This is a genomic window from Rhodobacteraceae bacterium M382 (assembly GCA_025141015.1).
In the GTDB taxonomy this organism is placed as follows: domain Bacteria; phylum Pseudomonadota; class Alphaproteobacteria; order Rhodobacterales; family Rhodobacteraceae; genus Aliisedimentitalea; species Aliisedimentitalea scapharcae.
Genome location: CP081098.1, coordinates 2,216,937 through 2,238,439, shown reverse-complemented (window position 1 = coordinate 2,238,439; position 21,503 = coordinate 2,216,937). Strand labels below are relative to the sequence as shown.

Annotated in this window: 23 protein-coding genes and 1 tRNA gene; 12 read left to right on the top strand and 12 right to left on the bottom strand. The window is 58.6% G+C overall.

Annotated elements, in window-relative coordinates:
- Positions 1–3: 3 nt before the first annotated feature.
- Both K3727_10420 and K3727_10415 read left to right on the top strand, forming a co-directional pair.
- Complete coding sequence (locus tag K3727_10420; protein ID UWQ93157.1) at positions 4–876, top strand: dihydrodipicolinate synthase family protein; 873 nt, start codon at positions 4–6, stop codon at positions 874–876.
- Between the two features lie 26 nt (positions 877–902).
- Positions 903–2,438 carry a trimethylamine methyltransferase family protein gene (locus K3727_10415; protein ID UWQ93156.1) on the top strand — a complete coding sequence of 512 codons (1,536 nt, stop codon included), beginning with the start codon at positions 903–905 and terminating at the stop codon, positions 2,436–2,438.
- Positions 2,439–2,651: 213 nt separating this feature from the next.
- Here K3727_10415 and K3727_10410 read toward each other — a convergent pair.
- A tRNA-Leu gene (locus tag K3727_10410) sits at positions 2,652–2,737 on the bottom strand.
- Between the two features lie 148 nt (positions 2,738–2,885).
- Here K3727_10410 and K3727_10405 point away from each other — a divergent pair.
- Together K3727_10405 and K3727_10400 are read left to right on the top strand one after the other, a co-directional pair.
- Complete coding sequence (locus tag K3727_10405; GenBank protein UWQ93155.1) at positions 2,886–3,464, top strand: DedA family protein; 579 nt, start codon at positions 2,886–2,888, stop codon at positions 3,462–3,464.
- Positions 3,465–3,466: 2 nt separating this feature from the next.
- Positions 3,467–3,937 (top strand): disulfide bond formation protein B, encoded by a 471-nt coding sequence (locus K3727_10400; protein ID UWQ93154.1) that lies wholly within the window; start codon positions 3,467–3,469, stop codon positions 3,935–3,937.
- A 40-nt stretch (positions 3,938–3,977) separates the two neighbouring features.
- Here the strand turns inward: K3727_10400 and K3727_10395 are convergent, their stop codons facing one another.
- A complete protein-coding gene (locus tag K3727_10395; GenBank protein UWQ93338.1) occupies positions 3,978–4,403 on the bottom strand; it encodes an Lrp/AsnC family transcriptional regulator in 426 nt (141 codons plus the stop codon).
- Between the two features lie 108 nt (positions 4,404–4,511).
- On the opposite strand from K3727_10395, the gene rocF reads away from it, so the two are divergent.
- Genes rocF through K3727_10380 form a run of 3 tightly spaced genes read left to right on the top strand, consistent with a single transcriptional unit; the run spans position 4,512 to position 7,407 of the window.
- Positions 4,512–5,438 carry an arginase gene (gene rocF / locus K3727_10390; GenBank protein UWQ93153.1) on the top strand — a complete coding sequence of 309 codons (927 nt, stop codon included), beginning with the start codon at positions 4,512–4,514 and terminating at the stop codon, positions 5,436–5,438.
- Entirely contained in the window at positions 5,435–6,364 is a 930-nt protein-coding gene (locus K3727_10385; protein UWQ93152.1) for an amidinotransferase, read from the top strand. Before rocF ends, K3727_10385 begins: the two co-directional genes overlap by 4 nt.
- Entirely contained in the window at positions 6,361–7,407 is a 1,047-nt protein-coding gene (locus K3727_10380; protein UWQ93151.1) for an ornithine cyclodeaminase, read from the top strand. Before K3727_10385 ends, K3727_10380 begins: the two co-directional genes overlap by 4 nt.
- Positions 7,408–7,525: 118 nt before the next feature.
- On the opposite strand, the gene K3727_10375 is transcribed toward K3727_10380, so the two are convergent.
- A complete protein-coding gene (locus K3727_10375; GenBank protein ID UWQ93150.1) occupies positions 7,526–8,110 on the bottom strand; it encodes an HNH endonuclease in 585 nt (194 codons plus the stop codon).
- Positions 8,111–8,371: 261 nt separating this feature from the next.
- On the opposite strand from K3727_10375, the gene K3727_10370 reads away from it, so the two are divergent.
- The gene (locus K3727_10370; protein UWQ93149.1) at positions 8,372–8,947 is read left to right on the top strand and encodes a pseudouridine synthase; all 576 of its coding nucleotides are present in this window, start codon (positions 8,372–8,374) and stop codon (positions 8,945–8,947) included.
- Positions 8,948–8,960: 13 nt separating this feature from the next.
- On the top strand, positions 8,961–9,386 hold the full coding sequence (locus K3727_10365) for a VOC family protein (GenBank protein UWQ93148.1): 426 nt from the start codon (positions 8,961–8,963) through the stop codon (positions 9,384–9,386).
- Positions 9,387–9,592: 206 nt separating this feature from the next.
- Here the strand turns inward: K3727_10365 and K3727_10360 are convergent, their stop codons facing one another.
- Together K3727_10360 and K3727_10355 are read right to left on the bottom strand one after the other, a co-directional pair.
- Positions 9,593–10,258, bottom strand: a complete 666-nt coding sequence (locus K3727_10360) for an alpha/beta fold hydrolase (protein UWQ93147.1) — start codon at positions 10,256–10,258, stop codon at positions 9,593–9,595.
- Positions 10,255–10,881: a DNA-3-methyladenine glycosylase 2 family protein gene (locus tag K3727_10355; protein UWQ93337.1), complete on the bottom strand. Its 627-nt coding sequence runs from the start codon at positions 10,879–10,881 to the stop codon at positions 10,255–10,257. The genes K3727_10360 and K3727_10355 overlap by 4 nt, the downstream gene beginning before the upstream one ends.
- A gap of 63 nt (positions 10,882–10,944) precedes the next feature.
- On the opposite strand from K3727_10355, the gene K3727_10350 reads away from it, so the two are divergent.
- Complete coding sequence (locus K3727_10350; GenBank protein UWQ93146.1) at positions 10,945–12,213, top strand: MFS transporter; 1,269 nt, start codon at positions 10,945–10,947, stop codon at positions 12,211–12,213.
- A gap of 2 nt (positions 12,214–12,215) precedes the next feature.
- Here the strand turns inward: K3727_10350 and K3727_10345 are convergent, their stop codons facing one another.
- A complete protein-coding gene (locus tag K3727_10345) occupies positions 12,216–12,647 on the bottom strand; it encodes a MarR family transcriptional regulator (GenBank protein UWQ93145.1) in 432 nt (143 codons plus the stop codon).
- A 97-nt stretch (positions 12,648–12,744) separates the two neighbouring features.
- Between K3727_10345 and K3727_10340 the strand changes: the two genes are divergently transcribed.
- The gene (locus tag K3727_10340; GenBank protein ID UWQ93144.1) at positions 12,745–13,335 is read left to right on the top strand and encodes a YceI family protein; all 591 of its coding nucleotides are present in this window, start codon (positions 12,745–12,747) and stop codon (positions 13,333–13,335) included.
- 50 nt (positions 13,336–13,385) lie between these two features.
- Here the strand turns inward: K3727_10340 and K3727_10335 are convergent, their stop codons facing one another.
- From K3727_10335 to K3727_10320, 4 genes are all read right to left on the bottom strand, one after another.
- A complete protein-coding gene (locus K3727_10335; protein UWQ93143.1) occupies positions 13,386–14,162 on the bottom strand; it encodes a squalene/phytoene synthase family protein in 777 nt (258 codons plus the stop codon).
- Positions 14,152–15,777, bottom strand: a complete 1,626-nt coding sequence (gene cimA / locus K3727_10330; protein UWQ93142.1) for a citramalate synthase — start codon at positions 15,775–15,777, stop codon at positions 14,152–14,154. Before cimA ends, K3727_10335 begins: the two co-directional genes overlap by 11 nt.
- Positions 15,778–15,873: 96 nt before the next feature.
- Entirely contained in the window at positions 15,874–17,358 is a 1,485-nt protein-coding gene (gene cysS, locus K3727_10325; protein UWQ93141.1) for a cysteine--tRNA ligase, read from the bottom strand.
- A gap of 269 nt (positions 17,359–17,627) precedes the next feature.
- Positions 17,628–18,146, bottom strand: coding sequence for a hypothetical protein (locus K3727_10320; protein UWQ93140.1), 519 nt, complete (start codon positions 18,144–18,146; stop codon positions 17,628–17,630).
- 393 nt (positions 18,147–18,539) lie between these two features.
- On the opposite strand from K3727_10320, the gene K3727_10315 reads away from it, so the two are divergent.
- Complete coding sequence (locus tag K3727_10315; GenBank protein UWQ93139.1) at positions 18,540–20,090, top strand: trimethylamine methyltransferase family protein; 1,551 nt, start codon at positions 18,540–18,542, stop codon at positions 20,088–20,090.
- Between the two features lie 98 nt (positions 20,091–20,188).
- Here K3727_10315 and K3727_10310 read toward each other — a convergent pair whose 3' ends face one another.
- The gene (locus K3727_10310) at positions 20,189–20,899 is read right to left on the bottom strand and encodes a class I SAM-dependent methyltransferase (GenBank protein ID UWQ93138.1); all 711 of its coding nucleotides are present in this window, start codon (positions 20,897–20,899) and stop codon (positions 20,189–20,191) included.
- A 247-nt stretch (positions 20,900–21,146) separates the two neighbouring features.
- A complete protein-coding gene (locus K3727_10305) occupies positions 21,147–21,392 on the bottom strand; it encodes a hypothetical protein (GenBank protein ID UWQ93137.1) in 246 nt (81 codons plus the stop codon).
- Between the last annotated feature and the right edge of the window lie 111 nt (positions 21,393–21,503).

The following is a 21,503-nucleotide window of genomic DNA, read 5'->3' as shown; positions in this document are numbered from 1 at the left end:
CAGATGGCCAATCTTGCAGGGATCAACCTGGCAATGCAGACCCCCTTTGGGGAGGACGGCGCAATTGACTATGACGAATGGGAGCGTCTGATCGACGCCTATATCGACGCGGGCGTTCACGGGCTGGTTCTGGGGTCGGGCACCGGTCAACACCCCTATTTGACCGAATCCGAATGCAACCAGCTGTTCGAAACCGGGATCAAACGGATCAATGGTCGCTGTAATGCGATCTGTCAGACATCGGCGTTGAACATGGACGAGGTGATCCGCAGATCCACCCATGCCCAAGCCACAGGGGCAGATGCGCTCATGATCCTGCCCCCCTATCTGGAGGGGCCGGTTGATGACGATGGCATTCTTGAATTTTATCGCGAAATCGACGCGGCAATCGACATCGATATTGTTGGCTACAACATTCCGCAGGCCACAGGATTGGCGGTTTCGCCGGAATTGTTTGCCCGCCTCAGCGCGCTGACCAATTTCAACTATATCAAAGACAGCGCGGGCGATCTGACCACCCATCAACAATACCTGCAAACCGGGGCCAAGGTGCTGAATGGCTGTGACACCACCGCTGTTTACGCTCTTATGGCCGGGGCCACTGGCGCAATCTGGGGCGGTGCCAACTATATGCCGCATGAAACGGTTGCGCTGTATAACCACGTGGCCGCCGGTGAACATGTCCAGGCTTTGGCTCTGTGGCAAAAGATGCTGCCTTCGCTGCTGCACATCTGGACCCATGATTACATGCAATGCGTCGTCGTGGCCGCACATCATCGCGGCTATGGTCTGGGCAATGTTCGCCGCCCGCTGCGCCAGATTGACGCCGCCGCCCAGGCGGCCATGATCCAAACCCTTGCCCCGTTGGAGACCTGAGATGTGGGTATCGGGGGATCCATGACATGAACCAGACACCGCCCCACCCCATCCGCCAGGGACGCCGTGCCCGGCAGGCGGCCCGTGCGGCCGAGGTGACGCCGCGTTTGGGTACCATTCGCTATGGGGTCAAACCGGTGGAACTGGTCAGCCGGGATGAACTGGAACACATCCATCTGGCCTCATTGTGGATCCTCAAGGAAATCGGCATTGATTTCCGCGACCCGGTGGCCCTGAACCAGTGGAAGAAGGCGGGTGCCGATGTGCGCGGACAGCGTGTGCATCTGGACCCCGATCTGGTCACGGGCCTGTTGGCACAGGCACCAGATCGGTTTGAAATGACCGGACGCGGCGCTGACACCCGATTTGAAATCGGTGTGGATACGGTATCTTTCTGCCCGATGCAGGGCGCACCGAACATTCGGGATCTGGATGGCACCCGGCGATTTTCCACCCTCGATGACCTGCGTCGTATCAACAAGCTGATCCAGATGAGCCCCGGGTTTCACATGGCCACCGGATTTGCCTGTGAACCCACCGAAATTCCGGTCCCCTGGCGGCATCTACACATCAATCACACCAATCTGGTGGAAACGGATCTGGCTTATTTCGGCCTGACCACCGGCCAGGAGCGGGCCGAGGATTCCATCGCCATGGCCCGAATTGCCCATGGAGCCGACTTTCTCGAACAGAACGCCGTCATCATGGGGCAGATCTCGGGCAATTCGCCGCTGGTCTGGGATTCGACCATGCTGGAGGGGTTGCGGGTGTTTGCCGCTGCCAATCAGGTTGTGCTGATCTCTCCGTTTGTGCTGGGAGCAGCCAATACACCCGCCGATGTGGTGGCCACCGTCGCCCAGCTGAATGCCGAAGCCATCGCCGGTATTGCCTATGCCCAATTGGTCAAACCCGGAACCAAAACGATTTACGGGCAGTATTCGGTGTCAGTGTCGATGAAAACCGGCGCGCCGATGTCGGGGATGCCCGAAGTCAGCCAGATGAATGCGCTGGTGGGCCAACTGGCCCGCAGATATCAAATCCCCTGGCGCACGACCGCGTCCCAAGCGTCATCAAAGAGTTTTGATGCGCAATCGGGATATGAATCCGCGACCTCCTACATGGCGGCAGTCACTTCAAACGCAAACTTCCTGCTCCATGCAGGAGGATGGGACGAAGCGGGCATGGTGCACTGTCTGAGCAAATTGATCGTGGATGCGGAACAGAACCTGTTGATGGCGAAATACGCCGCCGGTGTGCGGTTTGATCGCCTGCAAGAAGCGTTGGAGGCGGTGCGGCGCGTCGGTCCAGGTGGGCATTATCTGGGTGATGAATTCACGCTCAAACACTTCCAGGACGCATTTTTTGCTCCCGAGATCCTGGATTATGAGGCCTACGAACAATGGCAGGCCCGGGGCAGCAAGGACACGCAGACACGCGCCGCAGAAAAAGCCGAGGCTCTGCTGCGCGACTATGAACACCCATCTCTGGACATCGCCCGACACGAAGAGTTGGACGCCTTTGTCGCCCGCCGCCAAACAGAAATTTCGCCTTCCATCGCATAATAGCATTGTCACCCGCACAGCAGGTATCAAGGAAAGCCTGTCTGGCCGGGTTTCGTCACAAAATGGTCAATCACCAGCCAGCATGGATCCCTGGCACAGCAAAACTGGACCAGTCCAACGCCAAATTATCGCCTGCTGCTTGATATGTGTGAGGCAAGGGAAAAGCTACTTTCTGATCAAGCGACCAAAAGCCGCTTTTCCCTTATAAATCAATGGTACCCAAGGCCGGACTCGAACCGGCACGCTGTCACCAGCGGGGGATTTTGAATCCCCTGCGTCTACCATTCCGCCACTTGGGCCTCGAACAGAGATCTACCCAAGGAGCAAGCCGAGGTCCAGAGGCAAAAACACAGAAAACGCACTCATTGGGCAGGAAATTTGTGATCCCGGTTGACCTTGCCCCGGTGCCATGGTCAATCAGCTGGGCAGGCACGCGCGGAGGGCTTTATGCTGCAACGGCTATATTCCTGGACAATGGCCCTGGCCGAACACCCCAAAGCCATCTGGTGGCTGGCCCTTGTGGCATTTGTCGAAAGCTCGGTTTTCCCTATTCCTCCGGATGTGCTGATGATCCCGATGATTCTGGCGCGTCCATCGCGGGCCTGGCTGATTGCGTTGGTGGCGCTGGTTGCTTCGGTTGCGGGCGGGATGCTGGGATATGCCATTGGCGCGTTCTTTTATGACAGCATCGGACAACCGATCTTGGAATCCCTGGGCAAGGGCGACGCTGTGGCCGAATTCAACACCCGGTTCAACGACTTTGGATTCTGGGCGGTGTTGGGTGCCGGGGTAACCCCCTTCCCTTACAAGGTCATCACTATCATGTCGGGCTGGACAGGCATGCCGATTGGAACCTTCATAGCCACTTCGATTCTAGCGCGGGCCTTGCGTTTCTTTGTCGTCGCCGGTTTGTTGTGGAAGTTCGGCGCCCCGATACGTGATTTCATCGAAAGACGGCTGGGGCTGATGTTCACTGTCTTTGTCGTTCTTCTGTTTGGTGGCTTCTTTGTTCTGAGGTTTCTCTAATCATGCAACGTATCTTGATTGTCATCGCTGCGCTGGGCTCTGCTGGACTGCTGCTGGGTGCGCTTGGGTTTCAGTATCTTGGGGACATGGCACCGTGCAAAATGTGCTATTGGCAACGCTACCCCCATGCCGCCGCTGTTGGTATCGGGGGCTTGGCACTGTTGTTTGGTGGGGCGCTGTTGCCCTGGCTGGGTGCGTTGGCGGCGCTGACAACCGCCGGGATCGGCGTCTATCATACCGGCGTTGAACGCGGATTCTGGGAAGGGCCGACGACCTGCACATCTGGACCGGTCACCGATCTGACGCCGCAACAGCTGATGGAGCAGATCATGACGGCCCCGCTTGCGCGCTGTGACGAGGTGCCATGGGAGATGTTCACCCTGTCGATGGCCAGCTGGAATGCAATTGCCTCGTTCGGGTTGGCCGCAGTGTGGATCGCGGCCGCCAATCATGCCCGCAAAGGGCGTGGTTGACCGATCCGCAAACAGGGGCCAGGCCCCTGCCCGACCGGCTTCACGACTGTTTCTTGGTCGAGAGGAGCAGGTTGGTTTCGCTGGTTTGAACACCATCCAACCCACGAATACGTGCCAGGGCCTTGTCCAGATCCTCTAGTGTGCCGGTGCCCAGTTCAACGATCAGATCCCAACGCCCGTTGGTGGAATGAATCGCGCGCACCTCGGGCAAGCTTTGCAATTGCCGGGTGATCCGGTTGGCGCCGCGCCCTTCGATCCCGATCATCATCAATCCCCTGACCGGGTCTCGCATCACATCGGCCTTCAACACAACTGTAAAGCCAACAATTTCCTCGCGTTGCTGTAACCGTTCGATCCGGCTGCGCACTGTTGTGCGCGACAATCCCAGCTGCAAGGCCAGATCAGACAAGGATGCGCGCGCGTCATGTCTGAGCGCGGCGATCAGCCTTCCGTCCATTTCGTCCATATCGACACCCATTTTGATCAATTGGGTTCCATATTGCACAAATTGGTGGCTGGAATCCATCACGTTTCGGAGGCCATTTGGCATTGAAACATTTGAAAGGCACCAAACGTGACTCCGCAAACCTGTATTCTGATCGGCGCTCCCGTGGACAGCGGTAAGCGGCGGCCCGGCTGCCTAATGGGGCCGGATGCCTATCGCACTGCTGGCCTGGCACAGGCAATCCAATCGCTGGGGCACAAGATCAAGGACCTGGGAAATTTCACCCCCGCGTCACATCCCGCCGACAGCGACGATGGTCCGCTGTTTGCCCCCAATGAAACCATTGGTTGGACCAACAGATTGATCCGGGTGGCCGAAGAGGCGATGGACCGCGGGTTGCCGATCTTTCTGGGGGGCGATCATAGCCTGTCTTTGGGATCGGTTGTTGGTGTGGCCAATCATGCCGCCAAACAGGGGCGCCCCCAGTTCGTGCTGTGGCTGGACGCCCATACCGACTATCACACACCTATGACCACCGATTCCGGCAACCTGCATGGCACTCCGGTTGGCTATTTCACCGGACGCCCCGACTTTGGCGGTTTCCCCAAAGTGACCTCCCCCGTGCCACAGGAAAACGTCTGCATGATTGGCCTGCGTTCGGTCGATACACCAGAGCGCGAAGCCTTGCAGGGCACAGGGATCGCACGCCACGACATGCGCGAGATCGACGAACAGGGCATTGTGCGCCCTCTGACGGCCTTTCTGGAGCGGGTCGCCGCAGAAAACGGCATGTTGCATGTTTCGCTGGACGTGGATTTTATCGACCCCGAATATGCCCCGGCTGTCGGCACCACCGTCCCGGGCGGGGCCACCGTGCGCGAGGCCCATCTGGTCATGGAAATCCTGCATGACAGCGGGTTGATGACCTCGCTTGATCTGGTTGAACTGAACCCGTTTCTGGATGAACGCGGACGCACCGCACATCTGATGGTGGATCTCTGTGCTTCGGCGCTGGGACGCCATGTCTTTGATCGCCCAACCCGGAGCTTTCGTTGAATATTCTGCAAGCACCCCGTGCGGTGGTGATGATCCGCCCGCATCATTTCTGTTCGAACCCTGAAACGCGTGACGACAACGCGTTCCAAACCCTGTCAAACCGTTCCGCCACGGCCACATCTCAGGCGGCGCTGGCCGAGTTTGACACGGCTGTTGGCACGCTGCGCGACGCCGGTGTCACGGTACATGCCTTTGATGACACCGGGACGCAAACGCCCGACAGCGTGTTTCCCAACAACTGGTTCTCAACTCATGCCGGAGGGCATGTGGCGGTCTATCCGATGTTTGCCCCCAACCGCCGATTGGAACGGCGCATGGATGTCATCGAACTGCTCAAGCGCGACTACCGCGTGCAGGATGTGATAGATTATTCCGGGCTTGAACAGGATGGGCTCGCGCTCGAAGGGACCGGAGCCATGGTGCTCGACCATATCGGACGTATTGCCTATACGGTGCAATCCAACCGGGCCGACCCGATCCTGTTAGAGCGGTTTTGCACCCATTTCAATTTCGAACCGATGGCGTTTCAGGCTCGGGATGCCCAGGGGCGCGACGTCTATCACACCAATGTACTGATGGGCATTGGGACCGATTATGCGTTGATTTGCCTGGACATGATCACGGATCCCAACCGCCGACGCCAGATTGCCGGTCGTTTGGAGGAATCGGGGCGTGCGGTCATTGACCTGACACACGACCAGATCGCGAATTTTGCTGGCAATGCCATCGAATTGACCGGCCACCACCGTCTGCTGGCCCTGTCAGCCCGCGCGCTGGATGCGCTGCACCCCGAACAGATCGCAATCATTGAACGGTCGGCCCAACCGCTGCCCCTGCATGTCCCGACAATCGAAACCGCCGGAGGTTCGGTGCGTTGCATGCTGGCCGGCGTCCATCTGAGCCCAAGAGAAAGGATCTCCCAATGAACCAACCATCCGACAAGGCACTGGTGCCTTTTGTCAGTGTCGACAATATGATGCGGCTGGTTCATCATGTAGGTATCGAACAGGTTCTATGCGATCTGGCCGCCTATATCGAAGCCGATTTCAAACGCTGGGAGCTGTTTGACAAGACACCGCGTGTGGCCTCTCATTCCGATGTCGGGGTAATCGAATTGATGCCCACATCTGACGGCGAAGCCTATGGTTTCAAATATGTCAACGGCCACCCCAAGAACACCTCGGAAGGCCTGCAAACAGTCACCGCCTTTGGCCTTTTGGCTGATGTTTACACTGGCTATCCGATTCTGCTGACCGAAATGACCATCCTGACGGCGCTCCGCACGGCGGCGACATCGGCCATGGTGGCGAAATTCCTGGCTCCCAAAGGGGCAGACACCATGGCCATGATCGGCAATGGTGCCCAATCCGAATTCCAGAGCCTGGCGATGAAGGCAATCTGCGGCGTGACATCCGTTCGCCTCTATGATCAGGATCCTGCGGCCACGGAAAAATGTGCCCGCAATCTCGACGGCACCGGTCTAAAGGTGGTGCGGTGTACATCACCGGAATCGGCCATCGAAGGCGCACACATTCTGACCACCTGCACAGCGGACAAACAATGCGCCACCATCCTGACCGACAATATGGTTGGCAGCGGCGTGCACATCAACGCAATCGGCGGCGATTGCCCAGGCAAGACCGAACTGGCACCCGGCATCCTCAGCCGTTCGGACGTCTTTGTGGAATACCCACCCCAGACCCGCATCGAGGGCGAAATTCAACAGATGGCCCCCGATTTTGCCGTAACAGAAATGTGGGAAGTAATTTCAGGCACCAAACCAGGGCGGCGTGACAATCGCCAGATCACGCTGTTTGACAGTGTTGGTTTTGCCATCGAGGACTTTAGCGCCCTGCGCTATATCCGCGACCGGATCAAAGACACCGACTATTTCTTTGATCTGGACATGCTGGCGGATCCGGACGATCCGCGTGATCTGTTCGGAATGTTGCAGCGCGCTGCTCCCTGAGAACACACTGCATAAACCACTGCGTTCTTCGGGGCGCCACCTAGTGCCGAAGCCTATGGGCTCCGGCTTTTTTCTGCCGCACCATAGGAGGGTGCTCCCCTGCGCAGGCTGCGCTGGATCAGGCGTCCAGTTCGGCATCCCAATACAGAAAATCCATCCAGCTTTCATGCAGGTGGTTGGGCGGGAATTTGCGCCCGACATTGCGCAATTCTTCGGCTCCCGGCTGACGCGGAGGTTTGCGCAACGACATGCCCACACGATGCAACGGTTTGGATCCCTTGCGCAGGTTGCAGGGTGAACAGGCCGCAACAACATTTTCCCAACTGGTCACGCCACCAGCAGCGCGCGGCACGACATGGTCGAACGTCAGATCCCCTTTGGAACCACAGTATTGACAGCGGAATCCGTCCCTCAAGAATAAATTAAAGCGCGTGAAGGCCACGCGCTTTCTGGGGGTCACATAATCCTTTAACACCACCACCGAGGGTATTCGGATTTCGGTGCTGGGCGAATGAACCACCTCGTCATATTCGGCGACAATATCCACCCTGTTCAACCAGGCTGCCTTGATCGCCTCCTGCCAGGACCACAGCGATAGCGGGTAATAGGACAACGGTCGATAATCCGCGTTCAGCACCAAGGCCGGATGCTGTTTCAAAGCCCCCGGCTCACGTACAAATTCGGTCCTGAAGTTTCCGTCCATGATCAACGTCTTCCTCGCCCTGTCTGCCTGCGTCCCGACACCAGAGCGGGGAACCCGCCCCTGCCATACGATAACTATATATCGTGGTTGAGACCTGACAAGCCCCCAGATCACACAATATCTCGCCCAAGGGTGCCCCACAAAGATGACAGCGTAATGACAGGCATGGATCGGCGTAAGATTGGTGTAGGGTCAGCGCCGGATCAGTACGGATGAAATCGCGGGCTTGTGCCTGGGCCCGCAGGACCGTATTTGCGGTCCATGACCCGCTTGATCCGATTTAACAAACCGTTTGATGTGCTGCCACAGTTCACCGATCGCGGTACCAGCGGAACACCGCGCGCCACGCTGTCCGATTTCATCGACGTGCCACAGGTCTATCCCGCTGGTCGACTGGATCGCGACAGCGAAGGCCTGATGCTGCTGACCGATGACGGACGTCTTCAGGCCCAGATTGCCGACCCCCGCCACAAGATGGCCAAAACCTATTGGGTTCAGGTCGAAGGTTTGCCCGATACACAGGCCATCCAGGCATTGTGCGATGGCGTTGAGCTAAAGGACGGGTTGACCCGCCCGGCCAAGGCCACGCTGATACCGGAACCAGATGGGCTGTGGCCGCGTACACCGCCAATCCGGGTGCGCAAGTCCATCCCCGACAGCTGGATCGAACTGACCATCCGCGAAGGTCGAAACCGGCAGGTCCGCCGGATGACCGCCGCCGTCGGCCACCCGACCCTGCGCCTGATCCGGGCCCGGATTGGCCCCTGGACCGTGACAGGATTGCAAATCGGACAATGGGCTGACCTGCCGCCTCCTGACAAGCGCGGCAACCGCTGATACGCTGGGCTCCATGTTGCCCAACGCCCCTGCCCCCTCTGCCGTTCTCGAAGCTGCGCTGTATGTCGACGATCTGGATGCAGCCGAAGTCTTCTATGGCACCGTCATCGGATTGCGGAAAATCCAGCGGATCGGCAATCGCCATGTCTTCTTTCGGGTCGGCACCGCGACACTGTTGGTGTTCAACCCGGCCGAAACAGACAAACCCACCAGCTCACCCCGCTTTCCGGTGCCGCCGCATGGTGCGCGGGGCCCAGGGCATTTTTGCTTTGCACAACCCCGCGCGGACATGGACCAGATGCGCGCCCGGCTGATTGCAGCCGGGGTTGTCATCGAAAGCGAGTTCGACTGGCCTAATGGGGCCCATTCGTTGTATTTTCGCGACCCCGCCGGCAATTCCATCGAAATTGCCGAACCGCACCTGTGGTCTGACGCCTAATTTGACATCCCGCGCACAGCGCGCCGCAGGCGTGCTGCCAGGCCCAACGCTTTGTCTGGCATCTTTGATGCCTGACAAAGGGGCGGGAGCCCCGCGGTTTCAATATGTCGACCTGAGATGGGGCGCTGTGCTCGAGGTCATCCCATTGGGGCTCTGCCCCAAACCCCGAGGTATTTTGAACCAGAAAGAAGCAGGGCCAGGCGAAATCAGAGGCTCAGCTTGTCCCGCATAAAGGCCAGCGCGACGCTCAGCCCATCCGGCGCGATTCCATGCCCCGTGCCCTTCATGATATGCGCATAGACGTCGGTGAAACCGGCCTTTTGCAACGCCTCTGCCGCTTCGGGCAGCGATTGCACCGGAACCACATCATCCGCATCACCATGAACCAGTAGGATCGGCATCTTGCTGACCACCTCGTCCACCAACAGATCCGGCTCCAGAAGACGCCCTGAGAACGCGACGATACCGGCGACCGGGTCTTCCCGGCGCGGTGCCACATGCAGGCTCATCATTGTGCCCTGTGAGAACCCGAACAGAACCACCTGCTCGGGCAGCACATCTTCATCGACCATCAATGCGTCGAGAAACGCGTTGAGATCGTCGACAGCGGCGGACATTCCGCGCATAGCCTCTTCTTCCGAGGATCCATCGATCCAGGGAATCGGGAACCACTGGTATCCCATCGGCGAGCCGGCACAATCTTCTGGTGCATCCGGCGCCACGAACAACGTATCGGGCAGATGTTCGCCCAACGGATCCGCCAACCCCAACAGATCGGCCCCATTGGCCCCATAGCCGTGCAGGAACACGACAATCGACCGGGTGCTCCCCGAAAGTGGTTCTTTGCGCCCTGCAGTCAAAACACGAGTCATCGGATCCCTTCCCTGTCCTTGATCACCCGGTAATAGGCCCACAGGATGCGCGCCGCAACCGATCGCCACGGCGACCAGTCGTCGGCCATGTGTCGCAGGGCCTTTTCGCTGGGTCGTTCAGGCAGATCAAACAGCACCCGCGCCGCTTCCTGAAGGGCCAGATCACCCGGCGCAAAGACATCCGCACGCCCAAGCGAAAACATCGCATAGATTTCGGCCGTCCACATTCCAATGCCAGGTACCTGCACCAGAGTGGCGACCACCTGATCCGTTGGGCGTGTGCGCAATCCAATGTAATCAATCCCTGCCTCGGCCAAGGCTTTGGCATAGCGCGCTTTTGGCCGGCTGAGGCCAGCGGCGCGCAGATCCTCGTCGCTGGCACGCCCAACCTGATCCGGCTGGGTCAATTCAGCCGCTTCCAGACGCGCCCAGATCGCATTCGCCGAGGCTACCGACACCTGTTGTGATACGATTGCATTCAGCAATTGAGCAAACCCATCAGGGCGCAGTCGCAAGGGCAGAACGCCTGTCTGCTCCAGGGCTGAGGCAAACCGGCTGTCCTGTTCTGCCAGCCAGCCCGCACCTTCCTGCACGCAGGCATCGCCCCGAATGATCCGTCCCAAGCTCTCATTTGACGCCACGTTACTTCCTCTCTTTCAGATCTGCGATCATTAACCCTGTTCACAATGGCTGCAACATTCTTGTCCCTCCTTCGGTTCACCGCTACGGATCCGAATATGACAATGATAAGCACCCATACCGGCGACTCGCGCACCAAGCGGAATGTGGCCATCCTCGTCTTGGCGCAGGCCGTGCTCGGGGCGCAGATGCCGATGATTTTCATCGTTGGTGGACTGGCTGGACAATCCTTGGCGTCCAATGCCTGTTTTGCAACCTTGCCGATTTCTTTGATCGTGTTGGGATCAATGCTGTCGGCGACGCCGATTTCGGCGATCATGCAGCGTTGGGGGCGTCCTGCCGGTTTCTTTGTGGGGGCGACAGGCGGCTCTTTGGGGGCGGCCATCGGGGCCTATGGTCTGTATCTGGGATCCTTTCCTGTATTTCTGATCGGCAGCTTTCTGACCGGCGTCTATATGAGCGCGCACGGGTTTTATCGCTTTGCCGCCGCCGACACCGCATCCGATGAGTTCCGCCCAAAGGCGATTTCCTATGTCATGGCCGGGGGCTTGTTGGCTGCGCTGATTGGCCCACAGTTGGTCAAGATGACCAGCCAGGCGTATGTCATCCCCTTCTTTGGCACTTATCTGACGGTCATCGCTTTGAATGTCCTGGGATCTGGCCTGTTCCTGTTTCTGGACATCCCAAAACCCGAAGCACCGTCACATGACAGCCCGCGCGGACGCACCCGGTGGGAGATGCTGAAAACCCCACGCATTGCCGTGGCCGTGATCTGTGCCATGGTATCGTATGCGCTGATGAACCTGGTGATGACATCGACCCCGCTGGCCGTGGTCGGTTGTGGGTTTGACGAAGCGGACGCGGCCAACGTGGTGTCCAGCCACGTGCTGGCCATGTATATTCCGTCGTTTTTTACCGGACATCTGATCGCCCGCTTTGGTGTCGAAAAGGTCGTTGCAGCCGGATTGATCATTCTGGCCGGTGCAGGCGCGGTCGCTCTGAACGGTGTCAATCTCGAGAATTTCTTTGTCGCGCTGGTGCTGCTGGGGCTGGGCTGGAATTTTGGCTTTATCGGGGCCACCACCATGCTGGCCGGAGCCCATGAACCACATGAACGCGGGCGGATGCAGGGGTTGAATGACCTGTTGGTGTTTGGTGGCGTCACTCTTGCGTCCCTGTCATCGGGCGGATTGATGAACTGTTCGGGTGGGTCCGCTGTCGAAGGGTGGTCGGCTGTGAACATGGCAATGGCCCCGTTCCTGATGCTCGCCGGTGGTGCGTTGATCTGGCTGGTTCTGCGTCCCAAGGAAACCTGATTTCATGCGTCTCGGTGCGGGTTCTGCACCGGGGCAATTCCATCCAATCCGCCGTTGGCAATCAATTCAGCCATGCCTGTGTCGATCATCGGGCGATAGACCTCCCACATTTGCGCACGCAGCGCGCGTCCTTTGGGCGTTAGGATCAACAGCTTGCCCCGGCGATCTTCTTGCGCCGGGCGTTGTTCTATCAATCCTTCCTGTGTCATACGCGCCACCTGCCGGGAAAAGCTGGATTGATCAAACAGCAGCCGCTCTTCCAACTGAAAGGGTCGCAGCCCCTCCGGGCTCAATTCCAGCTCCCACAACACGTCGTACCAATTCAATCGTGGCAGGCCAGCGTTGAGCAGCGCCCGTTCGATCCGTTGGTATACCTGTTTCTGCGCGCGGTTCAGCGCAATCCAGGCGGCCTCAAGTTTGGCAAAATCGCTCATTCACAACTCCGTTACGCGACTGCGTCGCGAATTGTTTTTACATGTCGGGCGATATAGATGCAATTACATCTTCATTTCAAACCGCACAGGATCTCCCATGAAGCTTCTTACCTCATCCGCGCTTGTTCTGGCATTGGCGGCCCCCGGCTGGGCCGAGACATACCATCTGGACCCGGGCCACACCGAAGTCCGGTTTTCCTGGAACCATGCCGGGCTGACCGAACAGCACGGAGAATGGACCCAAGTGTCCGGGACCATCGATTTTGATCCAGCGGATGTCACCGCCACATCGGCGCAAATCACGATTGACCCAGATAGTCTGCACACCGGCGTCGCTGCGTTGGACAATCACCTGAAAAGCGCCGATTTCTTTGACATCGAAACCTATCCAACCATCACATTCACCTCGACCAGCGCCGTCCAGACCGGTGCCCAAAACCTGCGTCTGACCGGAGATCTGACCGTCAAGGATCAAACCAAACCGGCCGTTCTGGATGTCGAACTGACCTTTGATGGTGAACACCCGCTGGGCGGTTATTTCGACTATTACAAAGGCGATTGGGTCGGCGTCGAAGCCACCGGAACCCTATTGCGGTCCGAATTTGGTGTTGGCATGTTTGCGCCGGGCACATCCGACACCGTACAGCTGGAAATTTCTGCGGAAATGCGCGCTGGCGGTTGGGAGTAATCAGAGCCACGAACTTGGGAACGCCGGGCCTTTGGGTCCGGCGTTTCGCGTTACCAACGCCCAGTGGCCGTTCGCCACAGCAATCGACACCGGGTTTGAAACTCTCCGATGCCCAATGTCCCGTCCGCCACCCGTTCCGGCGTGTCTGACGCTTGGTTCAACAAGGCGTCAGTTTCCCAGCCGACCAGGAATGCAGGGCTTGCCGCTTTGGAAATTCGCGCTCTGATTTTTCGCGCATTCTCCAATCTTGACAACCCCTTGCGCGCCAAAGCTGACACCGCTTCCATGCGACCATCTGGCAATGGAATCCGCTTGTGGGCCTCCAGGTCCGGGATCGCCTGCAGGTATTTCGACACCCCCACCGCATAGCCAAAGTCGCGTGCCACCTCTTCATCAGCGGCCCCCAACATGGCCGCTGCCATCCAGGTCAACGCCCCGCTTGTGGCCTCCAGATAGGCATCCAACGCAGCTTCATCCTCAAACGGGTCGCGATAGATATCCCATCGGCGTGCCTCGGCCATGGGATCGATCAGCGTGGCCAGATGCGCGGGCAGAACCCGCGCCAATGGTGTTGCCACAAAATGGCGCCGCACCGGCCCGCCCCCAGCAATCTCGGCCCCCACATCGCGCCACCATTGCACACGCATTTCGGCGATCATACTTTCGGCGCTGGCCCAGGGCGCGCGGCTCAGTTCGACGTTAAAGGCATAGAGCGCAAACAGCGCAGGCCGCGCTGTCACCGGAGCCGCCATCACCGCGCGAAATCGTTGCGGGTCGCCTTTGCGCACCAAATCGGCACAGGCGATCAGATCGTCGTCAAACTGCATCCGTCTCGCCAGTATCACGAATCAATTTCCACCGGATTGCATCCAAAAGCGCCTCGAACGAGGCGTCGATTATGTTGGCGCTGACTCCCACGGTCGACCAGCGCCGCCCCCTGCCATCTTCGCTGTCGATGATGACCCGGGTCACGGCCTCGGTCCCGCCCTGTGTGATCCGCACCTTGAAGTCCACCAATCGCATATCGTCCAGGGTCTTGGAATAGCGGCCCAAATCCTTGCGCAACGCTTTGGCCAGCGCGTTCACAGGCCCCCGATCGCTGCCGGTTTCATCCAGCGATTCACTGACCGACAGGCGTTTTTCCCCATCGACTTTGACCACAACCACCGCCTCAGAGAGGCTGACCATCCGATTGTATTTGTTCTTGCGTCGCTCGACAGTCACCTTGTAGCGCTTGACCTCGAAAAACGCGGGCATCTGACCCAACTCTGCGCGCGCCAACAGCTCGAAACTCGCCTGAGCGGTATCATAGGAATAACCATCGGATTCGCGCTGCTTGATCCGCTCCAGAATGGTGCCCAACGCCGGATTCCCGGCCTCGACCACCAATCCGGCATCGCTCAACCGCTTGCGCAGGTTCGACTGGCCCGCCTGATTGGACATCGGAATGACCCGGTCGTTGCCCACCAGCCCCGGTTCAATATGCTCATAGGTGCTCGGATCCTTGAGAATCGCGCTGGCGTGCAGCCCCGCCTTATGGGCAAAGGCCGAAGCCCCCACATACGCGGCCTGCCGGGTCGGCACCCGGTTCAGAATGTCGTCCAGCATCCGGCTGACCCGGGTCATCCCGGCCAATGCCTCCATGCTGACGCCAATGTCGAACTGGCTGGCATAGGGCTCCTTCAGCAACAAGGTCGGGATCAATGTGGTCAAATTGGCATTGCCACAGCGTTCTCCCAACCCGTTCAGGGTGCCCTGGATCTGGCGCGCCCCCGCGTCCACGGCCGCCAGCGAACAGGCCACCGCATTCTCAGTGTCATTGTGGGTATGGATCGCCAGATGATCCCCAGGCAGACCGGCCGCAATCACATCGCCCACGATACGGCCCACCTCGGCAGGCAGCGCCCCGCCATTGGTGTCACACAACACAACCCACCGCGCCCCGGCCTCCAATGCCGCGCGACAGGCCGCCAATGCATAGCCCGGATTGTCCTTGTACCCGTCAAAGAAATGCTCGGCGTCAAACAATGCCTCCCGCCCCTGCGCAACGATATGCGCAACCGACGCCCGGATGTTCTCCAGGTTCTCGTCCAGCGTGATCCCCAGCGCTTGGGTGACGTGATAGTCATGGCTCTTGCCCACCAGACAGACAGCGCGCGTACCGGCGTTCATCACCCCGGCCAGAACATCGTCATTCTCGGCCGACCGTCCGGCCCGTTTGGTCATGCCAAAGGCGGTCATCACCGCCGTCGTTTTCGGCGCGGCATTAAAAAATTCGCTGTCGGTGGGATTGGCGCCGGGCCACCCGCCCTCGATGTAATCCACGCCCAAGGCGTCCAGCGCCTCGGCAATCTGTATTTTTTCAGAGGTGGAAAACTGCACGCCCTGCGTCTGCTGCCCGTCGCGCAGGGTGGTGTCATACAAATACAGCCGCTCAGCCATGCGCTGTCTCCCCTGCTTCACATGGCCCAAAATATCCTCGGGGGGAGATCGCCTGCGATCGGGGGGCAGACAGCCCCCCTGTTCCGGTCAAACCCATCACAGCCCCTCCAGCTTGGTGAGATCGAAATCTGGCCCGGGTATCAACTCGATGGCATCCTTGGTCATTCGCACTTCGAGACCTGCTGCCACAAAAGCAGTTTTCAAGCGATCAATTTCCGAGAAGTCCTTACTTTCCCGGGCTTCAATCCTAGCTTGCACAAGGGACAGCGTATAATATTCCAGATCCTTAACTGACAGCCGGTCATTCACTCGACGAGCAAGGTCCAAAAGATCAAAGCCTAGAAGTGAAGCACTTGCAACGAATACGCGTCGCTCATTTAACTGGTCCGCATCGGATAATTCCAAATACTCAAGGCTATTATCGACAAATTTCGCAATTGATTTCAATTTCGTAAGCGCCAAAGATGTGTTCAGATCATCGCAAAGTGCTTCGACAACTTGCTGATCCGGACTAACCGATGACAAGGGCGTATTTAGAAGTTCAGGATCGCACGACAACGTCGTTGCCCAGTAATCCAGCTCGCGAGCAGCTTCTCTTGCTTTTTGTGTCGTCCAGTCCATCGGTTTGCGGTAATGGGTCGACAGGAACACAAACCGGATCACCTCGCCGGGGATACCCTGTTCCAACAGATCCCGCACGGTAAAGAAATTGCCCAGAGATTTGGACATCTTCTTGCCCTCGACCTGCAGCATCTCGTTGTGCAGCCACACCTGCGCAAAACTGTCATCCCCATGCGCACAGCAGCTTTGCGCAATCTCGTTTTCATGATGCGGGAACATCAGATCATTGCCGCCGCCGTGGATGTCAAAGGTTTCCCCCAGCAACTCCAACGACATCGCCGAGCATTCGATATGCCAGCCCGGACGTCCCCGTCCCCACGGGCTGTCCCAGCCGGGCAGATCGTCCGTTGATGGCTTCCACAACACAAAATCCATCGGATTCTTCTTGTAGGGTGCAACTTCGACCCGCGCGCCGGCAATCATGTCATCGACGGACCGGCCCGACAGCTTGCCATAGCCCTCTCGCCAGCTGTCCACCGCAAACAGCACATGACCCTCGGCAGCATAGGCGTGGCCCTTGGCAATCAGCTCTTGGATCATGGTGATCATCTGGGCGATGTATTCGGTTGCGCGCGGCATGTGGTTGGGTTCCAGCACACCCAATTCGCCCATATCATTCAGGTACCAGCTGATGGTCTCGTCCGAACGTTCGTGAACCAGTTCTTCCAGCGTTCCCGGTGCACCCGCTTCCTTGCGGGCCAGCGCGGTGGCGTTGATCTTGTCATCCACATCCGTGAAGTTCCGCGCATAGGTGACATGATCCGCGCCATAGGTCTCGCGCAGCAACCGATACAGGACGTCAAAGACCACCACCGGGCGGGCATTGCCCAGATGCGCCCGGTCATAGACCGTCGGGCCACAGACATACATGCGCACATTCTGCGGATCCAATGGCACAAAGACCTCCTTCTTGCGGGTCTTTGTATTCAACAATTTGATCGTCGCGGTGGACGGGGCCATGACAATTCCTTTCCCAAGGCTGCGCGCAGCGCGGGCTTAGCAACTTGTTTCGGAAATGAAAACGACAGAAACCGGCCCGCTGATGTGCTCAGCAGGTAATGCAGCAGATAATGAGGCGGTTTGTCTGTCTCATGGGGATGCAATAGCACGGCTATTCGCGGACGCCAAGACAATTGCCATGAAACGCCGGGGTGCCCCCACACCGTCCGCGTCCCGGTTCCGCCCCTCTTCTCCGCCTGTGCCCGCGATCTGGCCGTCTCTGTCAGTATCTAAAATCGAAATGACGCGCTCAGCAAAACAGAATGCCCCCCAGGTGCAGACGGGGCACGCCCGGTGAACTGTTCGGCTGGAAACAGGATTTCGCCCGTGAACAAAACCCGCTGCGCGGGGACATAATCAAACCCCAGGCTCATCGGCAATTCCGTCCAATGGCCGTGATGACTGGGTGACAACGGCGACCCAACACCGACAAAGCCAGCCAGGGCCCCAGACCCAAAGCGTGTCCCCACAGCAACCTGATTAACGGACCGCGCCTGTCCTGTGTGGTGCTGGAACAGGGGCTCCCCCCGGCGCAGCATGACCCCGAACACGGCATCCCCACCGGGCATGTCGGCCCGCTGGCCCACACTCAGGTGCGCGGGTGTCACCGTTGAGGTGGGCAGCCACCCTTCGGCCGAGCCTGTTCCGATACCGGCAAGGCCCCCGATCCCGACCCCCAGAGCGATACAACCGATCCGGCCAAATCGCGCCATGATGGATCGGGGGTCTCTCTGATCACGTATCGCCACGTTTGAGTCTCCTTCCCGTTGATTTTGGGCATGACTCCTTAAGGAAAGGTTTCTCAGATCAAAATGAAAAATCGGCAAACCCAAACAATTACAATACCTTATAAAGGTCTCCTGGAAATTTTCCTGGCAAAAACCCCAAGTATTCTTAACCATGTTCCTAAGTGAAAAAAATGTCGGTATTTTCACTCAGGTCGCAAATGGACTAGATCCGCCGTTTCCCGGATTTATTATCGACCTCCTAAACAGGGGGTTCCATGCAGGGTGAACGGTGTTTTGTCAGCCTAGTCTACCGCACAATCGGTGCGGCGCGGGGACGTGCGGCGCGGGGACGGCCGACATTGGTGTGATCCGACCACACACACAAAACAATCCCATCTGACGACAGGCTCTTCAATGAACACTCAGACTCCCTCAGGAAAACCAGCACGTGGAGGCGGTCGCGCCGCACGCCGTTCCGCCCGTGCCACCGCCCTGCCCGACCACCTGCGCCCAATTCGCCCCGGCATGGAAGGCGGCACCTACAAACCGTTGAGCGACGAACAGGTCCTGCGCATTCACCATGCCGCGCTGGATGCGCTGGAAACCATCGGTCTGGCAGACGCCCCGCAAAGCGGTGTCGAGTATCTGACCGCCGCCGGATGCACCCTGGGCGAAGACGGGCGCATCCGTTTTCCACGTGCGTTGGTCGAAGATACGCTGGCCATGGCCAATCGGTCTGTCACGCTCTACAGCCGCGACGGCAAAACCGATCTGGATCTGTCCGGCAACAAGGTACACTACGGCACCGCCGGCGCGGCAGTGTCCATCGTTGACGTGCACGGGCGGGATTACCGCGATTCGACGGTCCAGGATTTGCATGACGCCGCCCGCATCTGTGACCATCTGGACAATATCCATTTCGTTCAGCGCCCGATGGTGTGCCGCGATATCCTGGATAACCGGGAAATGGATCTGAACACCATCTATGCTGCGTGTTCGGGCACCTTCAAACACGTCGGCACCTCGTTCACCGATCCCAGCTATGTGGCACCAGCCGTGGAAATGCTGCACATGATCGCCGGGGGCGAAGACAAATGGCGCGAACGTCCGTTTGTGTCGAATTCGAACTGCTTTGTCGTTCCACCGATGAAATTCGCGACCGAAAGCTGCGAGGTCATGGAGGAATGCATCAAGGCGGGCATGCCCGTGTTGCTGCTGTCCGCAGGTATGGCGGGTGCAACTGCTCCGTCAACCACTGCGGGTGCGATCGTACAGGCCGTGGCCGAATGTCTGGCCGGGCTGGTTTATGTAAACGCCGTGAAACCCGGCGCGCCTGCGATCGTTGGCACCTGGCCCTTTGGTCTGGATTTGCGCACCGGTGCGATGACTGTCGGGTCAGGCGAACAGGCATTGCTGACGGCGGGTTGTGCCCAGATGCATGCGTTTTATGACCTGCCCGGTGGTGCGGCGGCGGGTGCAGCCGATTCCAAACTGCCAGACATGCAGGCCGGGTGGGAGCAGATGTGTTCTGCTGTCATGGCGGGTCTGTCGGGATTGAACATGGTCTACGAAGCGGCTGGCATGCATGCCTCGTTGCTGGGCTTCTGCCTGGAATCCCTGATCCTGAGCGACGATTTGCTGGGCCAGGCGATGCGCTGTGTGCGTGGGATTGAGGTCAGCGATGACACCCTGGCACTGGATCAGATCGCGGACGTGTGTCTGAATGGCCCTGGCCACTATCTGGGGACTGAGCAAACCCTTGGCCGCATGCAGCAGGATTTTGTTTACCCCTCGCTGGGCGACCGGACCTCACCCAAGGAATGGGTTGAAATTGGCAAACCCGATCTGATCCAAAAGGCAATCGCCAAAAAAGAACAGATCCTGAGCCAACGCGCCCCGGCGCGATTCGATGCAGAGTTGGACATGGCCCTGCGTCAGGCATTCAACATTCACCTGCCGTCTTAAGACGTTCTGCTGTGCAGGTCATTCCTGCGCAGCAGATCAGGTCGCGGGGGCCAGCCCCCGCACCCCCGGAGTTTTATTGGCAAGATGAAAAGAAGCCGTCAGGCTTTTTTCTTTTGTGCAATCACATGCCAACCAAAGGTCTGCAGCTGAGCGGAACGACGGTCCATGCGTCCCCCATCCAGCGCCGCAATCAGCCGCACATTCAGCCGCGCCAAGGACGTCAACAGCCAGGTCAACGGCTCCCGTGGGCCGGCCTTGAACTGTTTGCGGGTCCGGGTGACCCGTCCCAATTCCTGGTCCATCACATCGAAGAACCCGCCGTTGGCGGTCAATTCACGCAGTTCGAACCCCAACCGCTCAAGATGCAGCTTGTAAAAATACTGCGAAAATCCGGTGCAATAGTGGTAGGGCGCGAAATGGGTCAGCGAATTGAACGGCGCGGTCAGGATCATCTGCCCACCCGGTTTGGTCAACCGGGCCATTTTTTCAATGGCACGCACCGGATCAACCACATGTTCCAGAACTTCGGAACAGAACACCGTGTCGAATTGACGGTCTTCGGGAATGTCATACAGATCGCACACAAAGTCGAGCCGCGACGTGTCCCATTCACCGGTATGCAACCCGACGCCATCGCCGGCACCGTCGTATTCGGCAATATCCTGGGCCAGGTAATCCAGATGATCACAGAACGGTTTGTAGGCGCATTCCCCAGCCCCCACATCCAACAGGCTGCTCCCTGCCGGTAACGCGCGCAGCGTGGTTTGAATCCATTGATCGCGGGCGGCGTGATTTTTTAGTCGGGACATGAACGGACCTGAGTAGTGAGCGTTCTTTTACATGCACCATCAGGGCCAAAGGGGCCAGCAGGAAATGGGCGGCCCGCCCGATTGGCAGGGGCCCGATTGGCAAGAGGTGGTTGCCCAACACCACAGGGCGCGACAGAATCGCGCCCTGTGACCGACCAGAGATTCGATTGCCGGTTGAACTGGGGGTCGGCAATACGCTAGCTGCTGCTCTCTGGTCTTGTTGCAACCGTGAGTGGGTTTGGGTGTCTTAGCCGTCCGTGGCTGGCAACAGACCTGCTTCCTGAGCCACGGCGACTTCGTCAGCGTCCAGAACGCCATCGTCATTGGCGTCCATGCTGGCAAAGGTTTCGGGGTTGATTTCGGGGTGGGCAACCATCACCTCTTCCAGGCTCAGCACGCCATCGGCATTGGCATCGGCGGCCGTAGACGCCCAGCCCAATGTCGGAAGGCCGAGGATCAGGGCGGTTACGGCGGGCATGGTCAAACGTTTCATTTTGGTACTCTCCAGATTGTTGGTGTGTCCGTCTGTTGGACAAGACCGACATGACCATGTCTGATCCGGGCCGACACCCGGCACGGCCCTCAGGTCGAATTTCCTGCCGAT